General features: G+C 65.5%; 23 protein-coding genes. 8 read left to right on the plus strand and 15 right to left on the minus strand.

Annotated elements, in window-relative coordinates; genetic code table 11:
- Positions 1–33 precede the first annotated feature (33 nt).
- The gene (mscK, locus tag RCF34_RS18905; RefSeq protein WP_308709557.1) at positions 34–3,378 is read left to right on the plus strand and encodes a mechanosensitive channel MscK; all 3,345 of its coding nucleotides are present in this window, start codon (positions 34–36) and stop codon (positions 3,376–3,378) included.
- Between the two features lie 30 nt (positions 3,379–3,408).
- Positions 3,409–4,869, plus strand: a complete 1,461-nt coding sequence (gene selO, locus RCF34_RS18910; RefSeq protein ID WP_308709558.1) for a protein adenylyltransferase SelO — start codon at positions 3,409–3,411, stop codon at positions 4,867–4,869.
- 156 nt (positions 4,870–5,025) lie between these two features.
- Here selO and pncB read toward each other — a convergent pair whose 3' ends face one another.
- The 10 genes from pncB to RCF34_RS18960 all read right to left on the minus strand — a co-directional run bounded on the left by pncB (position 5,026) and on the right by RCF34_RS18960 (position 13,952).
- Entirely contained in the window at positions 5,026–6,228 is a 1,203-nt protein-coding gene (gene pncB, locus RCF34_RS18915; RefSeq protein WP_308709559.1) for a nicotinate phosphoribosyltransferase, read from the minus strand.
- A gap of 82 nt (positions 6,229–6,310) precedes the next feature.
- The gene (locus RCF34_RS18920) at positions 6,311–6,502 is read right to left on the minus strand and encodes a hypothetical protein (protein ID WP_308709560.1); all 192 of its coding nucleotides are present in this window, start codon (positions 6,500–6,502) and stop codon (positions 6,311–6,313) included.
- Between the two features lie 23 nt (positions 6,503–6,525).
- On the minus strand, positions 6,526–7,224 hold the full coding sequence (locus RCF34_RS18925) for a lipopolysaccharide kinase InaA family protein (protein WP_308709561.1): 699 nt from the start codon (positions 7,222–7,224) through the stop codon (positions 6,526–6,528).
- A gap of 28 nt (positions 7,225–7,252) precedes the next feature.
- Positions 7,253–7,939: a class I SAM-dependent methyltransferase gene (locus RCF34_RS18930; protein ID WP_308709563.1), complete on the minus strand. Its 687-nt coding sequence runs from the start codon at positions 7,937–7,939 to the stop codon at positions 7,253–7,255.
- A gap of 91 nt (positions 7,940–8,030) precedes the next feature.
- Complete coding sequence (locus tag RCF34_RS18935; protein WP_308709565.1) at positions 8,031–9,320, minus strand: HAMP domain-containing sensor histidine kinase; 1,290 nt, start codon at positions 9,318–9,320, stop codon at positions 8,031–8,033.
- 2 nt (positions 9,321–9,322) lie between these two features.
- A complete protein-coding gene (locus RCF34_RS18940) occupies positions 9,323–9,997 on the minus strand; it encodes a response regulator transcription factor (protein ID WP_308709566.1) in 675 nt (224 codons plus the stop codon).
- A gap of 174 nt (positions 9,998–10,171) precedes the next feature.
- Entirely contained in the window at positions 10,172–11,812 is a 1,641-nt protein-coding gene (gene groL / locus RCF34_RS18945; RefSeq protein ID WP_308709567.1) for a chaperonin GroEL, read from the minus strand.
- A 39-nt stretch (positions 11,813–11,851) separates the two neighbouring features.
- The gene (locus RCF34_RS18950; protein ID WP_007161933.1) at positions 11,852–12,145 is read right to left on the minus strand and encodes a co-chaperone GroES; all 294 of its coding nucleotides are present in this window, start codon (positions 12,143–12,145) and stop codon (positions 11,852–11,854) included.
- Positions 12,146–12,334: 189 nt separating this feature from the next.
- A complete protein-coding gene (locus tag RCF34_RS18955; protein WP_308709568.1) occupies positions 12,335–12,793 on the minus strand; it encodes an FxsA family protein in 459 nt (152 codons plus the stop codon).
- Between the two features lie 151 nt (positions 12,794–12,944).
- Positions 12,945–13,952, minus strand: a complete 1,008-nt coding sequence (locus RCF34_RS18960) for a DUF481 domain-containing protein (RefSeq protein WP_308709569.1) — start codon at positions 13,950–13,952, stop codon at positions 12,945–12,947.
- Between the two features lie 239 nt (positions 13,953–14,191).
- Between RCF34_RS18960 and RCF34_RS18965 the strand changes: the two genes are divergently transcribed.
- Together RCF34_RS18965 and RCF34_RS18970 are read left to right on the plus strand one after the other, a co-directional pair.
- On the plus strand, positions 14,192–14,530 hold the full coding sequence (locus RCF34_RS18965; protein WP_308709570.1) for an MGMT family protein: 339 nt from the start codon (positions 14,192–14,194) through the stop codon (positions 14,528–14,530).
- 28 nt (positions 14,531–14,558) lie between these two features.
- Positions 14,559–16,280, plus strand: a complete 1,722-nt coding sequence (locus tag RCF34_RS18970) for an AmpG family muropeptide MFS transporter (RefSeq protein WP_308709571.1) — start codon at positions 14,559–14,561, stop codon at positions 16,278–16,280.
- Positions 16,281–16,307: 27 nt separating this feature from the next.
- Here the strand turns inward: RCF34_RS18970 and RCF34_RS18975 are convergent, their stop codons facing one another.
- Together RCF34_RS18975 and RCF34_RS18980 are read right to left on the minus strand one after the other, a co-directional pair.
- Complete coding sequence (locus RCF34_RS18975) at positions 16,308–17,180, minus strand: mechanosensitive ion channel family protein (protein WP_308709572.1); 873 nt, start codon at positions 17,178–17,180, stop codon at positions 16,308–16,310.
- Positions 17,181–17,277: 97 nt separating this feature from the next.
- Positions 17,278–17,757 carry a YajQ family cyclic di-GMP-binding protein gene (locus RCF34_RS18980; RefSeq protein ID WP_308709573.1) on the minus strand — a complete coding sequence of 160 codons (480 nt, stop codon included), beginning with the start codon at positions 17,755–17,757 and terminating at the stop codon, positions 17,278–17,280.
- Positions 17,758–17,880: 123 nt separating this feature from the next.
- Between RCF34_RS18980 and RCF34_RS18985 the strand changes: the two genes are divergently transcribed.
- The 4 genes from RCF34_RS18985 (at position 17,881) to RCF34_RS19000 (ending at position 22,693) form a co-directional block, all read left to right on the plus strand.
- On the plus strand, positions 17,881–18,795 hold the full coding sequence (locus RCF34_RS18985; RefSeq protein ID WP_308709574.1) for a putative 2-dehydropantoate 2-reductase: 915 nt from the start codon (positions 17,881–17,883) through the stop codon (positions 18,793–18,795).
- Positions 18,796–19,028: 233 nt separating this feature from the next.
- Positions 19,029–21,050 (plus strand): ATP-binding protein, encoded by a 2,022-nt coding sequence (locus tag RCF34_RS18990; protein WP_308709575.1) that lies wholly within the window; start codon positions 19,029–19,031, stop codon positions 21,048–21,050.
- 21 nt (positions 21,051–21,071) lie between these two features.
- Positions 21,072–21,632 carry a cob(I)yrinic acid a,c-diamide adenosyltransferase gene (locus RCF34_RS18995; protein WP_308709576.1) on the plus strand — a complete coding sequence of 187 codons (561 nt, stop codon included), beginning with the start codon at positions 21,072–21,074 and terminating at the stop codon, positions 21,630–21,632.
- A complete protein-coding gene (locus RCF34_RS19000) occupies positions 21,629–22,693 on the plus strand; it encodes an ion transporter (RefSeq protein WP_308709577.1) in 1,065 nt (354 codons plus the stop codon). The genes RCF34_RS18995 and RCF34_RS19000 overlap by 4 nt, the downstream gene beginning before the upstream one ends.
- Here RCF34_RS19000 and RCF34_RS19005 read toward each other — a convergent pair.
- From RCF34_RS19005 to RCF34_RS19015, 3 genes are all read right to left on the minus strand, one after another.
- Positions 22,674–23,528 (minus strand): ATPase, encoded by an 855-nt coding sequence (locus tag RCF34_RS19005; RefSeq protein ID WP_308709578.1) that lies wholly within the window; start codon positions 23,526–23,528, stop codon positions 22,674–22,676. The two genes, RCF34_RS19000 and RCF34_RS19005, sit on opposite strands and share 20 nt — an antisense overlap.
- 173 nt (positions 23,529–23,701) lie before the next feature.
- The gene (locus tag RCF34_RS19010) at positions 23,702–24,646 is read right to left on the minus strand and encodes an NAD(P)-dependent oxidoreductase (RefSeq protein ID WP_308709579.1); all 945 of its coding nucleotides are present in this window, start codon (positions 24,644–24,646) and stop codon (positions 23,702–23,704) included.
- An 81-nt stretch (positions 24,647–24,727) separates the two neighbouring features.
- Positions 24,728–25,615: a LysR family transcriptional regulator ArgP gene (locus RCF34_RS19015; protein WP_308709580.1), complete on the minus strand. Its 888-nt coding sequence runs from the start codon at positions 25,613–25,615 to the stop codon at positions 24,728–24,730.
- Positions 25,616–25,677 lie beyond the last annotated feature (62 nt).

Below are 25,677 nucleotides of genomic sequence, written 5' to 3' on the forward strand. Positions count from 1 at the left end.
CCTCGCGCCTTTCCACTGCCCGACGCCTGCCGCATGCACCGCCTGTCCGCTCTGCTTCGCGCCGCCGCTCTCTGCGGTTGCCTGTTCACCTTTCCCGCCGTGGCTCAGGATTCCGGGCCGCCCGATGCCCAGCAGGTTCAGCAGAATCTGAACAGTCTGGCCGATCGCAAGCTGCCCGCCCCCGAGCAGAGCGCCGCCCAGGACAGTCTGCAGCAGACCCTCAAGCTGCTCGATCAGCGTGACCAGTACGTCAAGCAGCTGGCCGATCTGCGCCAGCACCTGGCCCAGGCACCGCAGCAGATCAAGGATGCCCAGCGGCAACTGGCGCGGCTGCGCGCCGAGCCGATCAAGCCGGCCGAACAGCGCTATGCCGGCGCTACGCCCCAGGCTCTGGAGCAGCGCCTGAGCGAGACCAGCCTGGCGCTCAACAGCGTGCAGGACGACCTCAATGCGGCCAACAGTCTGGTGATCAATGCCCAGACCCGCCCCGAACGCGCTCAGGTGGACATCGCCAATCTGCAGACGCGCCTGCAGCAGATCGCCGATCTGCTCAAGACCGGGCGCGAGAACGCCAAGCCCCTCACCACCGAGCGGCGCGGTCAGTTGCTGGCGGAGCAGGCGGCCGCCAATGCGCAGATCCAGCTGCTGCGCCAGGAACTGGGCGGCAACAGCGTGCTGCAGGATCTGGGGGCCATCCGCCGCGAACTCTTCACCGAGCAGGTCAAGCGCTACGAGCAGGAGACCCTGGACCTGCAGACGCTGATCAGCGGCAAGCGCCGTCAGCAATCGGAAAAGACCCTGGCCGAAGCCTCTCGCGAATCGGAAAAGACCGCCGGAGACGATGTGCTGTCCCAGGAGACCGGGCTCAATCTGCAGCTGTCGGACTACCTGCTGCGCGCCACCGATCGCCTCAACGACCTCAACCGCCGCAATCTCGAGTCGCGCCAGCAGCTGGATCAGCTCAAGCAGACCACCGAAAACATGGAACAGCAGATCGGCGTGCTCAAGGGCAGCGTGCTGCTGTCCAAGCTGCTCTACCAGCAGCGGGCGGCGCTGCCCTCGGTCAAGGTCAACAAGGACCTCACCGACGACATCGCCGATCTGCGCCTCTATCAGTTCGAACTCAATCAGCAGCGCGCCCAGATCGCCAATCCGGAAGGCTATGTCGACACCCTGCTGTCCAAGCAGCCGCCGGAAAAGGCCACCCCGCAGCTGCGTCAGCAACTGCTCGACCTGCTCAAGACCCGCAGCGAATTGCAGGAGCGCCTCAACACCGAACTCAATGCCCTGCTCAGCGAATCCATCGATCTGCAGCTCAACCAGAACCAGCTGCGCAGCACCATCACCAGCCTGCGCGGCACCCTCGACGAGCAGATGTTCTGGATCCCCAGCAACAAGCCGCTGGACTGGAACTGGGTCAAGACCGCCCCCCGCAAGCTGCTGCAGCAGCTGCGCGACGTGCCCTGGGGCTCCAGCCTGCATGAACTCTATGTCGGCCTGGCCGAGCGGCCGCTGCTGCTGCTGCCGCTGGTGCTGGCCTTCGCCACCCTGATCTGGCAACGCCCGCGCATCCATGGGCGGGTCAACAAGCTCAACCAGGACATCGGCCACTATCAGCGCGACAGCCAGCTGCACACGCCCCAGGCCATCCTCCTCACCATCCTGCTGGGCCTGCCGGCGAGTCTGGTGCTCTGGCTGGGCGGCGTGGCCCTGGAGGGTGACGAACGCGGGGTCAACGCCGCCATCGGCGCGGCGCTGCTGGAGATCGCCGCCGGCTGGCTGGTGTTCTACACGGTGTATCGCCTGCTGGCCTCCGGCGGCGTGGCCGAGACCCACTTCCGCTGGACCCGGCCCCAGGCGCAGTCGCTGCGCCGGCTGGTCAGACGGGTGGGCCTGCTGGCCCTGGCGCTGATGGCGGTGGTGGCCATCGCCGAGCGTCAGCTGGCGGGGCTGGCCGACGACGTCCTCGGTATCCTCATCGTCCTGGTCGCCTATGCCAGCCTGGCCTGGATGCTCGGTCGCTCCCTGCTCAATGCCACCGCCCGCGAGCGTCTGCCGTTCTTCCGCCTGCTGCTCGGCCTGATGATCACCGCCATTCCGGCCGTGCTGTTCTTCGCCGTGCTCTTCGGCTACTACTACACCGCGCTCAAGCTCACCGATCGCCTGGTGGACACCCTCTATGTGCTGATGGCCTGGATCATCCTCGAAGCCACCCTGGCCCGTGGCCTGAGCGTGGCCGCGCGGCGCCTGGCCTACCAGCGCGCCATCCAGAAGCGCCAGGCGCAGCAGGAAGACGCCGAGGGCGTCGAGGTGGTGCAGGAGCCGACCCTGGACATGGAACAGGTCAACCAGCAGTCCTCGCGCCTGCTGCGCCTGACCCTGCTACTGGCTTTCCTTGGCGTGCTCTACCTGGTCTGGGCCGATGTGGTGGCGGTGTTCTCCTACCTGGACAACGTCACCCTCTACCAGTACACCAGTGGCACCGGCGCCGCCGCCACCCAGGTGCCCCTGACGTTGCGGGTGTTCATCATCGCCCTGGTGATCGCCGGTCTCACCGTCGCCCTGGCGCGCAACCTGCCGGGCCTGCTGGAGGTGCTGGTGCTGTCGCGGCTGAATCTGGCCCAGGGCAGCGCCTACGCCACCACCACCCTGCTCTCCTACGTCATCGTCGGCTTCGGCACCGTGACCACCCTGGCGACCCTGGGGGTGAGCTGGGACAAGCTGCAGTGGCTGGCCACCGCCCTCTCGGTCGGTCTGGGTTTCGGTCTGCAGGAGATCTTCGGTAACTTCATCTCCGGCCTGATCATCCTCTTCGAGCGCCCGGTGCGTGTCGGCGATCTCATCACCATCGGCAACGTGACCGGCACGGTGAACAAGATCCGCATCCGCGCCACCCATATCACCGATGCCGACCGCAAGTCGGTGGTGGTGCCCAACAAGACCTTCGTCACCAGCCAGCTGATCAACTGGACGCTGACCGACACCGTCACCCGTATCGTGCTGACCTTCGGCGTCAATCGCGGCAGCGACCTGGCCCAGGCGCAACAGCTGATCATGCAGGCGGTGAAGGAGAATGCGCGCGTACTGCACGACCCGGAGCCCTCACTGTTCGTCACCCACTATGGCGCCACCACCCTGGATCACGAACTGCGCATCTATGTCCGGGAACTGGGCGATCGCAGCGCCGCCACCGATGAGCTGATCCGCCGGGTGGACCAGCTGCTGCGCGAGGCCGGCATCAACCTGCTGTCGACGCCGCAGATGGAAATAACTCTGAAGAATCGACACGGAGCGGAGAAACAACTGGGTAAAAAGCCTCTCCTACCTGAAGGGGATACCCAGCAGGAGGCCGAGGATCCCAAGCCACCCAAGGCCTGACGGCCCCTGCGCGGATAGTTCGGGAGACCCATGAAACAGCTGCTCGACCTGACCTTCGACAACAGATTCGCCCGCCTGGGCGATGACTTTTCCACCCGTATCGACCCCCGGCCGCTGGACGATCCGCGGCTGGTGGTCGCTTCGCCCGCCGCCCTGGCGCTGCTGGATCTGGACCCCTCGGTGGCCGAGACGCCCGAGTTCACCCAGGTGTTCGCCGGGGCCCAGCTCTGGGACAGCGCCGAGCCCCGGGCCATGGTCTATTCCGGCCATCAGTTCGGCGCCTACAACCCTCGCCTCGGCGATGGCCGCGGCCTGCTGCTGGGCGAAGCGGTCAACGACTGCGGCGAGCACTGGGACCTGCACCTCAAGGGCGCCGGCCTCACGCCCTTTTCGCGCATGGGCGACGGGCGCGCCGTGCTACGCTCCTCCATCCGTGAATTCCTCGCCTCCGAAGCCTTGCACGCCCTCGGCATCCCGACCACCCGCGCCCTGTGCGTGATCGGCTCCGCCACCCAGGTGGTGCGCGAGCGACTGGAAACCGGCGCCACCCTGCTGCGCATGGCCCCCAGCCACGTGCGCTTCGGCCATTTCGAATACTTCTACTACACCCGCCAGCATCAACTGCTGGAGCAGCTGGGCGAACACGTCCTGAACGCGCACTTCCCCGAGTTGCTCGCCAGCCCCGATCCCTGGGCGGCACTGTTTCGCGAGGTGGTCGAACGCAACGCCCGGCTGATCGCCCACTGGCAGGCCTATGGCTTCTGCCACGGAGTGATGAACACCGACAACTTCTCGATCCTGGGTCTCACCTTCGATTTCGGCCCCTTCGCCTTTCTCGACGACTTCGACGCCCAGTTCATCTGCAACCACTCCGATCACACGGGGCGCTACTCCTACAGCAACCAGGTGCCCATCGCCCACTGGAACCTGGCGGCCCTGGCCCAGGCCCTGACGCCCAAGGTGGCGGTGGAGACGCTGCAGGAGAGCATCGCCCTCTTCCTACCGCTGTACCAGGCGCACTATCTCGACCTGATGCGTCGTCGGCTGGGGCTGCAGGACGCGCGGGACGAAGACCAGGAGCTGGTCGAGCGCCTGCTGGCCCTTATGCAACAGGGCGGCGTGGACTATCACCTGTTCTTCCGTCACCTGGGCGACGGCGAACCCGCTGCGGCGCTGGCCCGGTTGCGCGAGGACTTCATCGACCTGCGCGGCTTCGACGACTGGAGCCAGGCCTATCGTGCCCGCCTGGATGCCGAAGGCGGTTCGCCGACGGCGCGTACCATCCGCATGAACGCGGTCAACCCGCTGTACGTGCTGCGTAACTACCTGGCCCAGCAGGCCATCGAACAGGCCGAAGCGGGCGACTACAGCGAGGTGCGGCTGCTGCACGAGGTGCTGTCACGCCCCTTCGAGGCCCAACCAGGACGCGAACGCTTCGCCCAGCGGCCGCCGGACTGGGGCAAGCACCTGGAGATCAGCTGTTCGTCCTGAGAGCCTGTTTATAATCCGCTGCGCGTCGGCCAAACTGCGTTGAAAAGGCTTTCGGAATGCTCATTTACCACTCGTAGACTCCGCTTCCTCAAGCCTTTTCGCCTTGTTTGTCTCTAGCTCGCGAGATTATAAGAAGGCTCTGGGAGCTGACCATGTTCAGGCGCCGTTGACCTGGAAGACGTGCCGCAGATAGTGCAGGAAGTCCGGTTCGCCACCCTGGGCCTTGCCGGGGGCGTCGGAAATCTTGGCCACGGGCTGGCCATTGCAGCGACTCATCTTGAGCACCATGTTCATCGGCTGCACCCCGGGGATGTCGCAGGTGAAATGGGTGCCGATGCCGAAGCTCACGTTGATCCGCTCGCGCAGGGCGCGAAACAGCGCGAGGGCCTTTTCCAGATTGAGCGAATCGGAAAACACCAGGGTCTTGGTCAGGGGATCTATGCCCAGCTGCCGGTAATGGGCGATGGCCTTTTCCGCCCACTGCAGGGGATCGCCGCTGTCGTGCCGCAGGCCGTCGAACAGCTTGGCGAAGTAGAGATCGAAATCGCGCAGGAAGGCATCCATGGTGATGGTATCGGTCAGGGCGATACCGAGCTGACCGCGATACTCGCGCACCCAGCAGTCGAGGGCGGAGATCTGGCTGTCGATCAGGCGCGGACCCAGTTGCTGGTGCGCCATCAGCCACTCGTGGGCCATGGTGCCCAGGGGCGCGACGTCCAGCTTCCAGGCCAGGTGCACGTTGCTGGTGCCGACGAAGCGACCGGGGAAATCGTCCCTCAGGCTGCGCACCACCATCTCCTGCACCCCATAGGAGAAGCGCCGCCGGGTGCCGAAGTCGGCCATCTTGAACTCGGCCAGTTCATCGGCGCCCGCCTCCCGTGCCAGCCAGTCGAACTTGCGATAGAGCTGATCTCGGGCCACCTGCAGCGGCAGATCGGCATGGCGCTGGCGATTGCGCACTTCGCTGATCAGCGCCAGGATCGGCACCTCGAACAGGATCAGATGCAGCCAGGGACCTTTCAGGGTCAGGGTGAAGCGCCCTTCTTCCTCGCCCAGGAACACATAGGAGGGATTGAACCGAAACAGTCGCAGGAAGCGGATGAAGTCCGGGGTGATGAAGGGGATGCGTTCGAGAAAGGCCAGCTGACCGTCACTGATGGCGACATCGGCGAGGGCATCGATCTCGGCCTGGATGGCCGCGTGATAGGGCCGCAGGTCTTCGTCGTTGCGGCAGCGAAAGGCCCACTCGACTTCCGCATTGGGATAGTTGTGCAGGACGGCCTGCATCATGGTGAGCTTGTAGAAATCGGTGTCCAACAGGCTCTGCACGGCCTGCTCGGAAAAACTATCGGCCATCATCGGCGGGGCTCGGCAGCTAGAAGTCAGACGACAGGATGCCCAACTTGCCGAGGAAGCGAAAGGCGCTTGACCGCCCGAGGGGCTAGCGGTTGTGGGTCTGGGTCATGCCGAAGAGAAACAGCAGCAGGTCCTGGCTCCCGGTGCTGGAGGTGGTCAGGCTGCGGGCCACCGGCGTCTGGCAATACTCGAGGCCTTCACTGCCGACCACTACCGCCGCTGGCCGCAGCCAGCTCGCATAGGCCAGCGTGGTGACACCACAGAAGGCTGCAACCAACAAACCTCGAGTAATTTGTGAAGTCATGGCTCTAACCCTCTGATCTTGCGTCCCAACGCCTGTTGGTAAACGTAGAGGAGAGTTCGCCATTGCGCAGCATTCCACGACGAATGGCGCCGTAATTGCAGCATATCCCGACGGGCGGCCGTATCTATGCCGATGCGCTGCCGACATTTCTCCAGGTCGAGCAGGGCGATGGAGAATTCCTTGCCTTGAGCGCCGACCCGTTCGGCCACGAAGATGTGCTTGGGATAGAGGCAACCGTGCTGCCAGCGGTGCCGGTGCATGCGTGCCAGCACCTCGCCCAGGGTGGTCAGGAAACGCTCGTGCTCGGCTTCGCTAAGGTGCTGGCCGCCACCTTCGGCGTACCACTGATCGAGGTCCTGATAGCCTTCCAGGGCAGCGCTCACCAGGAGTGCGCGCCAGCCGCCCTGGGCACGTTGGGCTTCGCAGAACAGCAATTCGGGAACCTGGATACCCAAGTCGCGAAAGGCGATCAGCGCATCGCGCTCGCGCAGGGCGGTGGGACGCCCCAGGGGATGACGCAGGCTGCGATAGAGATGGCCGACCTGGCGCTTGACGTAGGCCAGGGTACCGTCGGGAAGCTGCAGGCGCTGGACACCGCTTTCGCCACCGCGGCGGACGTTGGGGGCTTCCACCCAGTCACCCGCGGTGTTCCACCAGCGATCGAAACGCTCTTCGCCTTGCGTTGCGGCTCCCATCAGCTGCCTCTCTTATTCTGAATAGCTTTCAATTGGCCTTGCGCAGGACATAGACCCGCCACATGGCATAGCCCGGCAGGAAATCCAGGGCGCGGTCGACGACGAAGCCGGCCTGGGCGACCTCCGCCTCGAATTGGCTGCGCTCGACGATGAATCTGTTCTGATAGCCGCCACGGTCGCGGCCCTGGGCCTTGCGGCGGCGCTCCAGCGCCTGACGCCGCCAGGCCTTGAAGTTGCCGTCCACCCACAGCGACAGGATGACACTGTCGCGGGTCACCCGGTGGAACTCCTGCAGCAGCGCAAGCCGGTCCGCCGATTCGCCCACGTGGTGAAACAAACGCATACAGAAAATGCAATCTACAGAATTGTCGGACAGGTCGATAGCGAAAGCCGACGTCTGCAGCGTTTTTACCCGGGCCACGACCTCAGCGGGCTGCTGCGCACGGGCGGTGGCCAGCATGTCTTCCGAGTAATCGGCACCGATGATCAGGCGATTGCGCTTCTCCGCCAACAGCGGCCAGAAGCGACCGGCACCACTGGGCAGATCCAGCACCAGATTGGGTTGGCCGGCGATGCTCAAGGCCTGCCGGGCCAGTTGCTGGTCGCGCCAGTTGGACAGGCGCCGGGCCAGACCGTCCTGATGCTTCAGGTAGTACTGGCGGGCGTGGTCGGCATCGTACTTTTGCGAAAAGGGCAGGTCGATGGGCGCTTTCACGGAGGCGGCTCCTGAGGGAGTGGAGAAGTGTCGCTACCCTACCCAAGGCGCTGTCAAACCCCGGTCAAGCCTTTGTGAAAATTCTGTAACGCTAGTCGGCTACTCTTTCGCTGCCAAGCGCGATATCGAAGCGGCACCCCCCTGCCGCGCTGTCGCCCAGGGCTACGCTCCAGCCCTGCAGCTGGCAGATCCGCCGGACCAGCGACAGGCCCAGCCCCAGCCCCTCGCCGCGGCCCTCGGCACCGCGGACAAAGGGCTGGAACATCGCCTCGCGCTGTTCTACGGGAATGCCGACACCGCTGTCTTCCACCACGAAGCCGGCGGCTCCGACCTGCAGGCTGATATAGCCGCGGTCGGTGTAGTGCAGCGCATTGCGCAACAGATTGCTCATCACCGAACGCAGAAAGGGCTCGTGCCAGAGAAAGCGCTCCGCCTCCGGCGCCACCCTCAGGCGCCATTGCAAGCCCTTGGCCTCCACCGCCGCCTGCCATTCCTGCGTCTGGCGCCGCGCCACCTCGGCCAGGGTGGCACGCGGCGCCTGGGTATCGCTGTCGCCCTGGTTGCGCGCCAGGGCCAGAAAGGTCTGCACCAGTTCCTGCATCTCGCGCGCAGCGCGGGTCATGCGTTCCAACGGGCCCTTCGCCCGGGGTGGCAGATCCGGCGTGGCCTCCAGCAATTCGCAGGAGGAATTGATCACCATCAGCGGGGTACGCAACTCGTGGCTGACGTCGCTGGTGAACAGCCGCTCGCGTGCCAGGGCGGCACGCAGGCGATCCAGGGCATCGTCGAAGGCTCCGGCCAGCTCGCCAACCTCGTCCTTGGCATAGTCCGGCGCCAGGGGCGGCGTCACATCGAGCAGCTGGTCACGCCGGCGTACCTGACGCGCCAGGCGCACCACCGGGGCGATCACCCGCCGCGCCAAGGCCCAGCCCAGCAGCCAGGCCAGGGCCACGCTGATCAGGAAGCCGACCAGCACCACCTTGTAGAGCAGCCGCTCCCGCGACTCGAAATCGCTCTGGTTCTGCAGCAGGACGAAATGGTTACCCTCCAGCTCGGCCACATAGGCATAGAAGTACTGCCGGTCTTCTTCCACCTCGCTGAAGCCTGGCGGCAGGTCGCGCAGATGGGCGGGCAGTTGCGCCACATTGGCCAGGGGCACGAAATACAGGCGCATGTCGGGGTCCAGTACTGGCTGCCCCCCGCGTTTCATGTCGCGCTGTACCATGCGTTCCAGTTCGTTGCGCAGGTCGGTGGAGATCAGCCGCTCCTCGACGGTATGCACCACCGCGACGATACCCAGGGAAAACACGCCACCGACCAGAAAGGTCATCAGCACGAAGGCGATGACGATCCGGCGCGACAGGCTCAGGTGATATTCCATGGCTAATCCTGCTCGACCAGCTTGTAGCCCACCCCGTGGATGGTGCGCAGCAGCGGCTGCTCGAACGGCTTGTCGATCACCTGGCGCAACTGGTGGACGTGGCTGCGCAGACTGTCGCTGTCAGGGTAGTCCTCGCCCCACACCGCTTCCTCCAGCACCTCGCGACGCACCACATGGGGCGATTTCTGCATCAGCAGGGCGAGAATCTTGAGGCCGATGGGATTGAGCTTGAGCGGCTTGCCGGCGCGACTGACCTCCAGGGTGTCCAGGTCATAGCTCAGATCGGCGACCTGCAGCTGACGGCGCCCGCCCCCCTTGGCCCGGCGCATCACCGCCTCGACGCGGGCGGCCAGTTCGGACAGGGCGAAGGGCTTGACCAGGTAGTCGTCGGCGCCGGAGCGGAAGCCCTCCAGGCGATCATCGAGCTGGTCGCGGGCGGTAAGCATGATCACGGGGGTGTCGCGGCGGGCGTCCTGCCGCAGCCGCTGGCAGAGGGTGTAGCCATCGATGCCGGGCAGCATGATGTCGAGGATGAGGAGATCGTAGTGCTCGGTCGCGGCCAGATGCAGCCCCGACAGCCCATCCTGGGCGCAATCCACGCTGTAGCCCTTGAGGCTGAGGTAATCCAGCAGGTTGCTGAGAATATCTTTGTTGTCTTCCACCACCAAGATACGCATGTCACTGACCTCGTTGGCGAACCGTCTGGGCCCGCACGCTTGCTGTTCGACTCAGAGCCTAACCGCGTATGGTGGCCTCGACCAGCGCCAGGCGGGCCGGCGACCGGCCATAAAAAACCCCGGTGTCCGCGAGGAGCACCGGGGTTGGGCTCGGCCCGGGGGCCGGAGCGGGTGTTACATCATGCCGCCCATGCCACCCATGCCGCCCATGTCGGGCATGGCCGGGGCCGATTCGTCTTTCGGCAGCTCAGCCACGATGGCTTCGGTGGTGATCAGCAGACCGGCGATGGAGGAAGCGGCCTGCAGCGCGCTGCGGGTCACCTTGGCCGGGTCGATGATGCCGAATTCCAGCATGTCGCCGTATTCGCCGGTAGCGGCGTTGTAGCCGTAGTTGCCGCTGCCCTGCTTGACCTTGTCCAGCACGACGGAGGCTTCGTCACCGGCGTTGGCCACGATCTGGCGCAGGGGCGCTTCGACGGCGCGACGCAGGATGTTGATACCGGCGTTCTGCTCTTCGTTGATGCCTTTCAGGTCTTTCAGAGCTTCCAGGGCACGGACCAGGGCGACACCGCCACCAGGCACCACGCCTTCTTCCACGGCAGCGCGGGTAGCGTGCAGGGCGTCTTCGACGCGGGCCTTCTTCTCTTTCATCTCGACTTCGGTGGCAGCGCCAACCTTGATCACGGCAACACCGCCGGCCAGCTTGGCCAGACGCTCTTGCAGCTTTTCCTTGTCGTAGTCGGAAGAGGTTTCTTCGACCTGGGCACGGATCTGCTTGATACGCGCCTGGATGTCGGCTTCGACGCCAGCGCCGTCGATGACCGTGGTGTTTTCCTTGTTCAGGACCACACGCTTGGCTTGACCCAGGTGCTCCAGGGTGGTGCTTTCCAGGCTCAGGCCGACTTCTTCGGAGATGACGGTACCGCCGGTCAGGATGGCGATGTCCTGCAGCATGGCCTTGCGACGATCACCGAAGCCGGGCGCCTTGACGGCAGCGACCTTGACGATACCGCGCATGTTGTTGACCACCAGGGTGGCCAGGGCTTCGCCCTCGACGTCTTCGGCGACGATCAGCAGCGGACGACCGGCCTTGGCAACGGATTCCAGCACCGGCAGCAGTTCGCGGATGTTGGAGATCTTCTTGTCGACCAGCAGCAGCAACGGGCTGTCCAGCTCGGCCGACATGGTGTCGGGCTTGTTGATGAAGTAGGGCGACAGGTAGCCACGATCGAACTGCATGCCTTCGACGACGGACAGTTCGTTTTCCAGGCCCGAGCCTTCTTCGACGGTGATGACGCCTTCCTTACCAACCTTCTCCATGGCTTCGGCGATGATGTTGCCGATGCTTTCGTCGGAGTTGGCGGAGATGGTGCCTACCTGGGCGATGGCCTTGCTGTCGGCGCAGGGCTTGGACAGGTTCTTCAGCTCGGCGACGACGGCAGCGGTGGCCTTGTCGATGCCGCGCTTCAGATCCATCGGGTTCAGGCCGGCGGCCACGGACTTCAGGCCTTCGGTGACGATGGCCTGGGCCAGCACGGTGGCGGTGGTGGTGCCGTCACCGGCAGCGTCGTTGGCCTTGGAGGCCACGTCTTTCACCAGCTGGGCGCCGATGTTCTCGATGCGATCCTTGAGCTCGATCTCCTTGGCGACGGACACGCCGTCCTTGGTGATCAGGGGAGCACCGAAGCTACGCTCCAGAACCACGTTACGGCCTTTCGGGCCCAGGGTGGCCTTGACGGCGTCGGCCAGGGTGTTGACACCGGTCAGCAGCTTCTTGCGCGCGGAGTCACCGAATTTGACGTCTTTTGCAGCCATGTTCTGTTTCCTCTAAGAAATTCGAAAAGTGAACGGGGATCAGCCTTCGATGACGGCCAGGATTTCGGACTCAGCCATCACCAGCAGTTCCTCGCCATCGACCTTGATGGCGTTGCTGCCGGAATAGGGACCGAAAACCACCTTGTCACCCACTTTCACCGCCGGAGCACGGACATCGCCGTTGTCCAGCACGCGTCCAGTGCCTACGGCAACCACTTCACCGCGGTTCGGCTTTTCGGCAGCCGAGCCCGGCAGCACGATGCCACCAGCGGATTTGGTCTCTTCTTCGCTGCGACGAATCACAACGCGATCATGCAGAGGACGAAGCGCCATTGTCGTATCTCCCAAAGTTCTAAGTGTTTCCAGCGCCGATGACTGCATCGGCAGTTTGTTTTTACCGGCTGCGCCGGGTGCGCCCCGTGCATGACAGGACGCGAAACCTGCTCGCCTTGCGGCGACAACCTTGCGGTGTCCGCTACATGAGGTTGTCGCCAGGCATTTCAAGGGCAGAGGGCAAAATTTTTAGCGTTTTTGCTCGTCGCGGTGCACCACTTCACCCTCGATCACCTCGGGGCGATGGGGCGCGCCCTGACCGGTGCCCGGCTGATAGCCCTGGGCACCGGGATTGCGCCGGGTCACCCGGCCGATCACCGCACCCAGCAGGGCCTTGCGGGTCACCGGCAGGAGGCAGACGAGCGCCAGGACGTCGCTGATGAAGCCCGGGAAGATCAGCAGGGCGCCGGCGATCGCCAGGGTCAGGCCCTGGATGACTTCCTGCTCGGGCATCTGCCCCTGGGCCAGCCGCATGCGGATACGCCAGAGGGTGGTGAAGCCGGCGACGCGCAGCAGGGCGACGCCGACCAGGAAGCTCAGCAGCAGCAGAGCGAAGGTGGCGAGCACGCCGATTTCGCTGCCGATCTTGATGAGTACGGCCAGTTCCACAAAGGGGAACAGCAAGAAGAGTAAGGCGGTCACGCGCATCTCAGGTCCTTCACGGTGGAAACCGGTTGAAAGACCTGAGATGGAGGCGGTCGAGTCGATTTCAAGGTCGCCACCAGGCGCCCGGCACAAACGACAAGGCCGCGAAAGTCGCGGCCTTGAGGGGGTTGCGGAGGGTCAGGGAAACATCGGGTTACCAGGACACGCCGACACCGGCGGTGTACTCGGTCTGGTTGACGTTGCCCTCGGCGCCGCTGGTCAGTTCCTTGGACGCCTTGAGGTTCAGCGACGCCCAGTTGGTCACCTTGTATCTCAGACCGATATCGCCGTCGAAGGTGAGGTTGGCGGTGTTGTCCAGCGGCCGACCCAGTTCACCGTTGGTGAAGAACTGGATGGTCTGTCCGTACAGATAGCGGTTGTAGTCCCACTTCATGCTTGCCGACAGGAACTGGTCGGCGCCGCCATCCTTGTATTGATAGCGGTTATGGTTGAGCAGGCCGGTCAGGGAGAACGAGCCCAGCTCGTTATCCCAGAACTGGTAACCCGGACCGGTACCCAGGGTGCGCTGCTTGGCCAGGGCCTGGATCCAGTCGCGCTTGTATTCGGCGCGGCCCTGCCAGAAGAATTTCTCGTCGAAGAAGCGATCCAGGGCGTACTGCAGGTCGTACTTGTTGGTCGACACCGAGTCGTCGGTCTTGTAGCGGTCGTAGCTGCCATTGGCATTGTGCCGCCACATGCCGTGCCGAGCCTGGGTCTTGAAGTCGATGTCGTACTTTTCGCTGTCCTCGGATGAGCTGACGTAGTCGAGGCCGGCGTCGATGTTGCCCTTCCAGGCGAAGTCGCGCAGGAAGGGACGCGGCGGCACGATCTGGGTAATGCTCGCCAGGGGTACGGTCTGCTGGCCGTCGGCGGTGCTGACCACCACCTGACCGTCGTCGGCCGGCTTGAGGCTTTCCACTGGGAAATCGGGTTCGTACTTGCCGCGCTGGACGATGACGGGCTTGTCACGCTGCAGGGTCTTGATCTTGTCCCAGGACAGGGGAATGTTGCCGCCGTATTCGGTCTGCAGGAGCAGCTTCTTGCTGTCCAGCAGCTTGATGGTTCCGGTCAGGCGGTCGCCGTTCTTCAGCCAGACGGTGTCGGCATGGGCGAAGGAGGCGAGTGACAACAGCGCGAGCGAGGAGAGCAATCGAAAACGCATGGGCACCAGGACACCTTTGGGTGGACTTGGGTGGAAAGGTAACGAAACGAGAGGGGCGCGATTATCCGGGTGCCAGAGGCCCGCGCAACCGTTCCTGGGTAAAAGTTAGGCAAGTTTCCGGAAATACTGCCCAAAGGTCGGACGTCTTGGGAGAATGTGGCAGCTCGACACGTTTCAGCACCACCGTAACCAAACTTTTCGGCACACTGGCACTCTTCTCCCCGGAGCAGCAGGGCGTCATGTGTGCATCCCCTCCCCTCGAATCCCGTCGCCAGGCCGTCTTTCTGGCACTGGCCGCCATTCCCGCAGGGCGGGTGGTCAGCTATGGCCAGCTGGCGGAACTCGCCGGACTCGGTCGCGGAGCCCGCTGGGTGGGCTGGGTGCTGGGGCGTCTGCCGGAAGGCAGTGCCCTGCCCTGGCATCGGGTGATCGCGGCGGATGGCCGGCCGAGCCTGACCCACGACAGCCCCTCTGGCCGGGAGCAACGCGAGCGGTTGCGGGCCGAGGGTGTGCTGCTGCACGAGGACCGGGTGGACATGCGTCGGTACCGGTGGAATCCAGCTGAGAGTGTCGAGTAGAGTGCGCGTTTTTTCCGAGCCCAAGGGCATGTTTGCACGTTTCTGGCGAGAGGCCGTCACCACCTACAAATCCAGGGCCTGCCTGGCCCTCCTGCTGCTGGGTTTCGCCGCGGGCCTGCCGGCCATGCTGGTGTTTTCCACCCTGTCGGTCTGGCTACGCGAAGCGGGCGTGAGTCGCGAGACCATTGGCTACGCCAGCTGGATCGGCCTGGCCTATGCCTTCAAGTGGGTCTGGTCACCGATGCTGGACCTCTGGAAGCTGCCCCTGATCGGCAAGCTCGGGCGAAGACGCTCCTGGCTGGTGCTGTCGCAGATCCTGGTGGGCCTGGGGTTGATCGGCATGGCGCTGTGCAATCCGCAGCAGCACCTGGAGCAACTGATCGCCCTGGCCGTGCTGGTGGCCTTCGCTTCGGCCACCCAGGACATCGCCGTGGACGCCTATCGCCTGGAGATCGCCGACGACGATCGCCAGGCTGCGCTCGCCGCCTGCTACATGACCGGCTATCGCATCGCCGCCCTGCTGGCCAGCGCCGGCGCGCTGTTTCTCGCCGAGGAACTGGGCTCGTCCCGTCTGGGCTATAGCCAGAGCGCCTGGGCCACCACCTACATGCTGTTCGCCCTGCTGGTGCTGCCGGGCCTGGTGACCAGTGTGCTGATCCGCGAACCCGAGCCGGTGGCGCCCATGGCCATGGCGGAATCGCGCTTCGGCTTCAATCACCAGCTGGTGGCGGTCGCCCTGCTGCTGGTGATGCTGATCTCCATCCCCGCCGCCATCAATGCCGCCATCGCCCAGGCCTGGCCACGCGCCCTGCTCTACAGCCTGTTCATCGTCGGCTGCCTGTCGCCCTGGGGTCGCTATTGCTCCAAGCCGCTGAGCGATCTCATGCGCCGCATGCGCGAGCCTTTGCGGCTGCGCGATGCGGCCAGTGCCGAAGAGCTACCGCGCTTCGACTTCGTCCACCAGATGGTCTCGGTGATCCTGCTGATCGTACTGATCGTGGCTGCCACCGGAGGCCTGTCGGCCCTGGCCGGCGGCTACTGGCCGCGCGGCCTGATGTACGGCCTCATCGTCTGGCTGTGCCTCACCGCGCCGGGGCGCCGGCTGATGGCACCGGTGCTGACGCCCATCACCGAATTCATCCAGCGCTACCAGTGGCAGGCGCTGCTACTGCTCGGCCTGATTTCCACCTATCGGCTGTCTGACACGGTCATGGGCGTGATGGCCAGCGTCTTCTATATAGACGTGGGCTACAGCAAGGAAACCATCGCCGGGGTCAGCAAGATCTTCGGGGTGTTCATGACCCTGTTCGGTGCAGGCCTGGGCGGCGTGCTGATCACCCGGGTGGGGATCCTGCCGATCCTCTTCCTCGGCGGCGCCGCTTCGGCGCTGACCAACCTGCTGTTCGTGGTGATCGCCTCCACCGGCGCCAACGTGCCGCTGCTGATCGCCACCATCTGTGCCGACAACGTCAGTGGCGGCATGGCTACCTCGGCCTTTGTCGCCTACCTGTCGAGCCTGACCAACCTCAGGTTCTCGGCCACCCAGTACGCCATGCTCAGCTCGCTGATGCTGCTGTTGCCGCGTCTGCTGGGCGGCTATTCGGGAGCCATGGTCGAGCACGTCGGCTACAGCTCGTTCTTCTCGCTGACCGCGCTGATGGGGGTGCCGACGCTGCTCTTGATCGCGGTGCTCTGGCTGCGCCAGCGGCGGACCGCGATACCCAGCGGTCCCTCCGGCAGCGGCCACTGAGGCGGCCCTGGGCCGCCCCGTCCAGCCCTAGGCTTCGCCGCGCACCGCCGCTGCGGCGCGCTCATCACCCTTGTCGTCGAGCACCTTGACAACCCGGCTGGGCAGCGCGATGTCGATGCCCTCGGCGCGCAGCCGATCGCGGATCTGCTCGTTGAAGGTGAACTGGGTGCCCCAGAAGTCACTGTTGGCGGTCCAGCAGCGCAGCGACACGGTAATGAAGGTTTCGCCCAGCCCGGCCACCACGATGGCGGGCGGCGGGGTCTCCAGCACCCGCGGATCCTTGGCCAGGTCGGCCAGCACCTGCTTGGCCTTCTGCAGATCGGCGTCGTAGCCGACCTTGACGTCGAAGACGACCTGCCGGGTCGGCTGGCGCGACTGGTTGGTGATGATGCCGTTGGACAGGTTGCCGTTGGGTACGGTGATGGTGCGGTTGTCGCCGGTGCGCAGCACGGTGTGGAAGATCTGGATCGAATCCACGGTGCCCTGCACGCCCTGGGCCTCGATGTAGTCACCGATCTTGAACGGCCGGAACAGCAGGATCAGCACCCCGCCGGCGAAGTTGGCCAGACTGCCCTGCAGCGACAGGCCGATGGCCAGGCTGGCCGCGCCGAGGGCGGCGACGAAGGAGGTGGTGGCGATGCCGATCATGGAGGCGACGCTGATCACCAGCATGACCTTGAGACCGATGTTGACCAGGGTCACCACGAAGGTTTCCAGGGCCTGGTCCATGTGCCGCGCGGTGAACAGCGCGGCCAGGCGCCCGGTCAGGCGATTGATGACCCACCAGCCGATCCACAGGGTGATCAGGGCCAGCACCACGTTGCCGCAATACTGCAGAATGACCGGTAACCAGGCCATGAAGGCCGTCAGCAGGTGATCGGTCTGGGCACTCAAATCCATCGTCTACCTCTCCACGCACAAGAAAAAGTCGGGCGCGACCTGAATGGCGGCGCCCTATGTGCGACGGACGGTAGACCCAGAGGTTCCGAAGCCGGACTCAATCGCGGAAGTTGTCGAACTGCAGCGGCATGCCCAGCGACTGGCCGCGCAGCAGGGCGATGACCTCCTGCAATTCGTCGCGCTTCTTGCCGGTGACGCGCACCTGCTCGCCCTGGATGGCGGCCTGGACCTTGATCTTGCTGTCCTTGATCAGGGCGACGATCTTCTTCGCCAGCTCCTTGTCGATGCCCTCGCGCAGGGTGGTCTCCTGCTTGACGGTCTTGCCGGACGCATAGGCATCCTTGACCTCCAGGCACTGGACGTCGATCTTGCGCTTGGCCAGGTTGACCTTGAGGATCTCCAGCATCTGTTCGAGCTGGAAATCGGCGTCGGCGGTCAGGGTTACGCTAAGGTCCTTGGCCTCGAAGCTGCCCTTGCCGCGCAGGTCGTACCGGCGCTCGAGCTCCTTCATGGCGTTGTCCACGGCGTTGGTGACTTCGTGTTTGTCCAGCTCCGATACCACGTCGAAGGAAGGCATGGATTTTCTCCTCGGTTGGGGTGGGGCAGCCTTGACGCTGCAGCCTGACCGACCATTATAACGACTGGCCCTCTTCCTCAGGAATCCGACCATGCGCAAGGAATCGACACTGGAATCACAGCTGTGAGCTGGCACGTGCTGGGCGCTGGCAGTCTCGGCGGACTCTGGGCCGCGCGGCTGTTTCGCGGTGGCGAACCGGTCCGGCTGATCCTGCGTGATCGCACGCGCCTGGCGCAGTATCGCGCCCGCGGCGGCCTGCAACTCAGCGAAGGCGACACCACCAGCCTCTATCCACTGCCGGCCGAGACGCCCGAGGCCGGCAATCCGATCCGCCGCCTGATCCTCGCCTGCAAGAGCTACGACGCCGAAGAAGCCATCGCCAGCGTTGCCGCGCGGCTGGAACCGGAGGCCGAGATCCTGCTGCTGCAGAATGGCCTGGGCAGTCAGGATGCCGTGGCCGCCCGGGTCCCGCGGGCGCGCTGCCTGAGAGCCAGCACCACCGAGGGGGCCTTTCGCGAGACCGACTTCCACGTGGTGGCGGCCGGCGCCGGGCAGATCTGGATCGGCGACCAGCTCGGCAGCCATACCCCGCCGCCCTGGCTGGATACCCTCGCGCACCTCGGTTTCCCGGTGCGCTGGACCGACGATATCGACGCCCGGTTGTGGCGCAAGCTGGCGATCAACTGCGCCATCAATCCGCTGACCGTGCTGCATCGCTGCCGCAACGGCGAGCTGCGCCAGTACGAAGCGGAGGTAGCGGCGCTCTGCAACGAACTCGCGGCCCTGCTGGAAGCCATGGGCCTCGCCCCGGCGGCCCAGGGGCTGCAGCAGGAGGTCGAGTCGGTGATCGCCGCCACGGCCAACAACCGATCCTCGATGCTGCAGGACGTGGAGCGCGGCCAGCGTACCGAAGTGAGCTACCTGCTCGGTCATGCGCTACCGATCGCCGGGCGCCTGCGCCTGCCGGTGCCGCACCTGACGGACCTCCAGCAGCGGCTGCGGGCGCGGCTCGCGGAGCGCGGATTGCCCGTGGACTAGTGTGGTGTTTTAGAAGTCAACCACACAATTTGGCGACGCTTTTTCGCCGCAGCGGCGGACCGCCCGGAGCTGCGTTGCCACTCCTCGCCATAGCCCTGCTATGACTCGTCGCGGCGCCTTGCCCCATCGGCGTGCCGAACCACAAAAAAATCACTCGCCAATTCTTGCGCGAACTTCTAGAACACCACACTAGCGGGCTACCCTGCCCGTCCTATCGCTGGAACGGCTGCCTCATGATCCTCGCCAAACGCCTGAAGAATCTCCCGGTCGGCCGCAAGTTGCTGGCCGCCTTGCTGGTGATGATGATCGCGGTGCTGGTGGTGGCCAACGTGACCTTCATCAGCGCCGCCTACTGGATCTCCCAGGAAAGCGTGGCGCCCCAGGCGTTGCAGACCCTGGGCCGGCTGTTCGCCAGCCCGGTGCTCAGCCGCGAGGTGCTGGCCTCGCCAGCGGCCGCCGAGGAGCAGTTGCGGCAACTGGACGGCTATGCGCCGCTGCGCCTGGCGGCGGTCTACGACAGCCAGGGCCAGCGCCTGGCCGAGTTGCACAACGGCGATCGGCTGCAGGTGCCCGCGCGCTTCGAAGAGCTGCAGACCTGGCGCCTGCGGGAATTCCGTACCAACCTGCTGGTGGAGCTGCCGCGTCCCGAGGGTGCGCCCGGGCATCTGCTGCTGGTGGCCAGCAGCGAACTGCCGGGCGCCTTCTACCGCGGCACCCTGACCGCCAGCCTGGCGATCCTGACTTTCAGTATCCTGCTCTGGCTGGTGGTGGCGCGGCAGATCAAGCGACTCATCACCCTGCCGATCCGGGAACTGGAAGAACTCTCGCGCCAGGTGACCCGTGAAGAAAACTATTCGCTGCGCGCCAGCAAGGGTAGCGAGGACGAACTGGGCCGCCTGGCGGAATCCTTCAACACCATGCTCGGCCGCATCCAGGGTCGCGAACAGCAGCTCAAGCGCGCCCGCGACGACGCCCAGTACGCCGTCCTGCAGGCCCAGAGCCTGGCCGAGGAGACCCGCCGCTCCAATCGCAAGCTGGAACTGGAGGTGCAGGTCCGCGGCAAGATCGAGAAGAAGCTCACCGGCTTCCAGAACTACCTCAACAGCATCATCGACTCCATGCCCTCGGCGCTGATCGCGGTGGACGAGCAGTTCTACGTCACCCAGTGGAACCAGGAGGCCACCCACCTCTCCGGCACCCAGCTGGATGAAGCCCTGAACCAGCCGGTGTTTCTCGCCTTTCCCTCGCTCAAGCCCTTCCTCCCGCAACTGAGTCGCACCGCCGAATTGCTGCGGGTGGAAAAGGTGGAACGGGTGACCTGGGCGCTGACCGATACCCCGCGCCACTACACCCTGACCTTCTACCCGCTGATGGGCGGCGCCGGGCGTGGCGTGGTGATCCGCATCGACGACATCACCCAGCGCCTCAACATGGAAGAGATGATGGTGCAGTCGGAAAAGATGCTCTCGGTGGGTGGCCTGGCGGCGGGCATGGCCCACGAGATCAACAATCCCCTGGGCGCCATCCTGCACAACGTGCAGAACATCCGTCGGCGGCTGTCGCCGGAGTTGCCGAAGAATCTCGAGCAGGCCGCCGAGTCCGGCGTCGAACTCAATGCGGTGAATTGCTACCTGGAGAGCCGGCAGATCCCGCGGCTGCTCGACGGCATTCACCAGGCCGGCAGCCGTGCGGCCAAGATCGTCAGCCACATGCTCGCCTTCAGCCGGCGTAGCAATCGCAAGATGGAAGCCAGCGAACTGCCACCGCTGATCGACCAGGCCATCGAGATCGCCGGCAACGACTTCGACCTGGCCGAGGGCTTCGACTTCCGCACCCTGTCGATCATCCGCGAATTCGATCCGGCGCTGGGGCCGGTGCCGGTGATCGGCAACGAACTGGAGCAGGTGCTGCTCAACCTGCTGAAGAACGCCGCCCAGGCCATCCACCTGCGCGACGACGAGGAAGAAGGCGAATACGGCCGCATCACCTTGCGTACCAAGCTGCGCGGCGGCTGGGCGGAGATCCAGGTGGAAGACAACGGCATCGGCATCCCCGAGGACATCTGCAAGCGCATCTTCGAGCCCTTCTTCACCACGAAGGAAGTGGGCCAGGGCACCGGTCTGGGCCTGTCGGTGTCGTATTTCATCATCACCAACAACCACAAGGGGCAGATGGAGGTGCACTCCACGCCCGGCGTAGGGACCTGCTTCACCCTGCGCCTGCCCCTTATCCAGGCCGACTTCGACGCGGCCTAGGACCTCATCAGGAGCTGCGCCATGGGTTTTCGCCTCACCGAGATCTACACCCGCCAGGGCGACGCCGGCGATACCGGCCTGGCCGACGGCAGCCGGGTACCCAAGGACCATCCGCGCATCGAAGCCATCGGCGCGGTCGATGAACTCAACAGTGCCCTGGGTCTGCTGCTCGCCGAGCTGGCGGACGATGCCCGCCTGGCCGAGGTGAGCCAGGCCCTGGCACCCTGCCAGCACCGGCTGTTCGACCTCGGTGGCGAACTGGCCATGCCCAGCTATCGCGCCCTGCAGCCTGTGGAGATCGAACGCCTGGAAAGCGCCATCGACCGCTGGAACGCCGAACTGGGGCCGCTGGAGAATTTCATCCTGCCCGGCGGCTCGCGCGTCGTGGCCCAGGCCCATGTCTGCCGCACCCTGGCCCGCAGCGCCGAGCGGCGCTGCCGCAGCCTGCATGAGGTGGAGCCGCTGGACGGCCAGGGCCTGCCCTATCTCAATCGCCTGTCCGACCTGCTGTTCGTCGCCGCCCGCATCGTCGCCCGGCGCCAGGGGGTGAGCGAGGTGCTCTGGCAGGCCGCGCGGCCATGAGCGCGCCAGCCGCACCCGCCGCGCCACCCGCGCGCCGCCATGAGGGCCTGTTCGCGCTGTGGGACGGCCTGATCCTGATCCTGGTCTGCGTGAACCTGGCGCTGATCCTGTTCGACAGTCTCTATGCCCTGGGCCCGCTCAACCAGGCCCTGGCCGCGGTGCTGCCCGGTTTCCACGCCTTCTACGGCGAGCGCATCCACGCCCATTTCACCCGCATCGACCTGGTGTTCGTCGCCTTCTTCATCGCCGATGTGCTGCTCGGCTGGCTGGTGGCGGTGGCCGAGCGCCGCCATGCGCGCTGGTACCACTATCCCTTCATCCACTGGTACGACGTGCTCGGCTGCATTCCCCTGGGCGGCTTCCGCCTGCTGCGGGCGCTGCGCATCGTCTCGCTGCTCCTGCGTCTGCAGCGCCTGGGGCTGATCGACATGCGCGGCTGGCAGCCCTATCGGCTGTTCAACCACTACTACCAGCTGCTCATGGAGGACCTGTCGGATCGGGTGATGATCAAGATCTGCGGTGAATTGCAGGACGAGTTGAATACCCGCGACGACTTCTCCCAGAGCGTCATCGACCGCGTCATCCGCCCGCGCAAGCAGCGGCTGATCGACGGCATGGCACTGCGCATCCAGACCATGGTGGAACAGGGCTACAGCCAGAATCGCGCCACCCTGGAACGGCTGGTCGGGGACGTGGTGCAGCGCGCCCTGGACGAGAATCCCGACCTGGCCCGGCTCAAGCGCCTACCCATGGGTGACCGCCTGGCCGACACCCTGGATGGGGTGCTCACCGATATCGTCAACGGCCTGGTCAGGGAAGCGGCGGCCAGCCTGCGCACCCGCGACTTCCGCGCCCTGGCCAGTCGCCTGGCCGATCACGGCTTCGACCAGAGTCTGCCCAGCGGCGCCCAGGACAATGCCCTGGACGAGGTGCTGGTGGAGATCCTCGAGGTGTTCAAGCAGAAGGTCCTGCAGCGCCGGCTCGATCAACTCGATGGCGAGCTCTGGCCGCAGGAATGGCAGCGTAGCGAGATCGATCCGATCAACGCGCCCCGGCGCTGATCTGCTGCTGCAGATTCTGCACCTGGGTCTGCAGGGTGGTGATGTTGCGGGTGGTCTGTAGGCGGAAGGCGTCGAATTCCTTGCTGTCCGGGCCCACCGGGCGGGCGTCCAACTCGCTGCGCAGCACCAGCAGGTCCTGTTGCATCTCGCCCAGGGCCTGATTCTGGGCACTGGGTTTCTTCAGCGCGGCGATGTCGGCCTGCAGCGCCTTGTTCTGCGCACTGAGGCTGGCGACCTGCTCGGTCAGGCTGGCGGTCTGCGCCAGGCCGTTCTTCAGCGCGGTCTGCTCCTCGGCCAGGGCCTTGAGTCGGGTATCCACCTCGCCACTACCGGTCTGCACCGTCTGCACCGCCGTGGAGAGATTCTGCAGGCGGTTGTCCTGGGCCTGCTGATTGTCCGTAACCCCCTGCTGCTGACGGGTGAGTTCGGCGACCTTGGTCTGCAGGGTCTTGACCTGCAGCAGCAGGGCCTCGCGACTGGTGGTGCCGGAGGATTCGCTTTCCACCAGCTTGCCGGAGATGTCTCTCAGACGACCCTGGGCGTCTTCGCTGATGCGCGCGAAGTTTTCCTGGGTGGCCACCACCTGCTCCTGCATCAGCACCAGCTGCTGATGACTCCACCAGGCGACTCCGGCCAGGGCCAGGGTCAGGGCCGCGACCAGCACCCACAGGGGTGCGGTGGAGGGCCCGCGGCGTACCGGGCGGGGGTGACCGGCAGCGGGTTCGCGATAGACCTCTTCGGCTTCGACCGGACGCCGACTGCCGGGACGGCGATCGTCGCGCTCCGGGGTCAGACTCGGGACGTTATCCATTTCATCGAGAAGATCGTTGCGCATGGCAGACCTGTGAGCAGAGGCAAGAAGATGGAATCGCGGCCAGTATAACGGCCGTCGCCATGGACGCGAGGCAGCCCGCATGCGGATTGGCCACGGGAGCGTGCGCCGAAACGCAGTCTGCGTAGATAGCAAAGTGCCATCATGCCACGCCCTGGGTGCTTTGAGGATTGTCGCTAGACCGGTCCGCTATGGGCCTGGGGCGCGCGCGGGCGATATTCTTCCAGGGCGCTCCAGGAACTGGACTCGGGCAGGTAGCCGAAGGCCGCCTGGGCGGCGCGGATGTCCAGGGTGAATGGGCTGTCGAGCAGGTCGGGCCAGCGCGGCTCATGACCTGGGGTGCGCAAGCGGGCATAGAGCCGCCGGGGATCGAAGGCCTTGCGCTCGACCACCGGCGGCAGCTCGAAGCGCCGCAGCAGGAAGTTGATCGCATCCCAGCACACCAGCGGCTGGCCATCGCTGAGGTTGAACACCTTGCCCTGGGTGGCGGCCGGTTGCCTGAGCAGCAAGGTCACCAGGGCCTTGCGCAGGTTGCCGGCGCTGGTGAAGTCCCAGCGATTGAGGCCGTTGCCGCTGCGTCCCAGCTGCCTGGCCTTGGCCCGTTCCAGCAGCCCGCGCGCCCAGTCGCGATCGGCCAGGCCGAGCACCTGGGCCGGACGCAACACCGTGACCTGGGGGCCGAATTCGCCGGCGGCCAGGGCCAGGCGCTCCAGTTGCAGGCGGCGCAGGGTCTCGCGACTCCTGGGCTTGACCGGCACCTGGTCTTCCTTGAGCGCCTCGCCGCCTCTTTCATAGACGCGCGCGGACGAGACATAGACGAATTGCGCGACCTGCTGCTGCAGGGCGGCTTCGATCAGCACCTGGCCGTGATCCAGATCGGCCGCGCTCGGCACGCCGGCCACGTCGGTACAGTGGGCGATGGCGTCGATGTCGTCGCACAGCGCCACCACCTGCGCGGGCTGGTCGAGCAAGGCCGGGTGGTAGTCGGCGCCGCGCTCGACCAGGGCGTCCAGGGTCGCGCCGGGGCGGCCGTGCACCCGCACCAGTTGGCCGCGGTCGAGCAGATCGCAGGCCAGGCCCGCACCGAGCGGCTCGCTGGCGCCCGTGATCAAGATACGCATGTCGCTGGGATTCCCGAAGCTGTCCGCGGTCGCCCGGGGCGACCCATCCGCCAGTGTAACCAAAGCCTTCGACAGGCGCCGCTACTCACGCACCAGCCACTGGCCGGCGACCTGTTCGAGGTGCCGGGTCAGGGCCTGCAAGGCGGCGCCGCCATTGCGCCAGTGATGCCAGAACAGCGGCACATCCACCCAGTGACCGGGCGCCAGATCCACCAGCTCGCCCCGCGCCCGGGCGGCCGCGCTCTGGATATCCGGCAGGAGGCCCCAGCCGATGCCGCCTAGGGTCATCTGCAGAAAGCCCTCGGCGGAAGGACAGAGGTGGTAGTCGAAGGTCTGGGTGACGCCGAGCTGCTCCAGGTAGCGATGCTGCAGGCGATCGTCCGGGCCGAAGACGATGGCGGGCGCGCGTGCCAGGGCCTGGGGATCCGGCAGCGCGGCCAGTTGCCGTGCCCGAAATTCCGGACTGGCCAGGGCCCGGTAGCGCATGGCGCCCAGGGCGCTGACCCGCGCCCCGGCCAGCGGCTGGCCATTGGCGCAGAGACAGGCCGCCACCTCGCCAGCCCTCATCCGTCTGAGCACCACGTCCTGATCTTCCACCACCAGATCCAGCAACACTCTCTGCGTATGGACCCAAGGGCCGACCGCCAGCGGCCACCAGTTGGCCAGGCTGTCGGCATTGAGGGCGATGCGCAGGCGCTGCGGCGCCTCTTCGGCCAGCCCCGGCACCTCGCTGCCCAGATCGGCTTCCAGCAGCCGGACCTGCTGGATATGGCGCAACAGCCGCAGACCCGGCGCGGTGGGCTGGGGCGGTGTCTCCCGCACCAGCACCGCCTGGCCGACCCGGGCTTCGAGCAATTTGATGCGCTGGGACACCGCCGATTGCGATAGGCCCAGCCGCCGTGCCGCCCGTTCGAAGCCGCCCTCTTCCACCACTACCGCCAGGGCTTCCAGCAACTTGTAGTCGATCATCGATTCAGCTAATGCTGCATAAGGAATATTGGTTTTTCTTATACACCCGAACCCGGCAAGGT

This window comes from Pseudomonas sp. 102515 (assembly GCF_031085165.1).
Lineage (GTDB): Bacteria > Pseudomonadota > Gammaproteobacteria > Pseudomonadales > Pseudomonadaceae > Chryseomonas.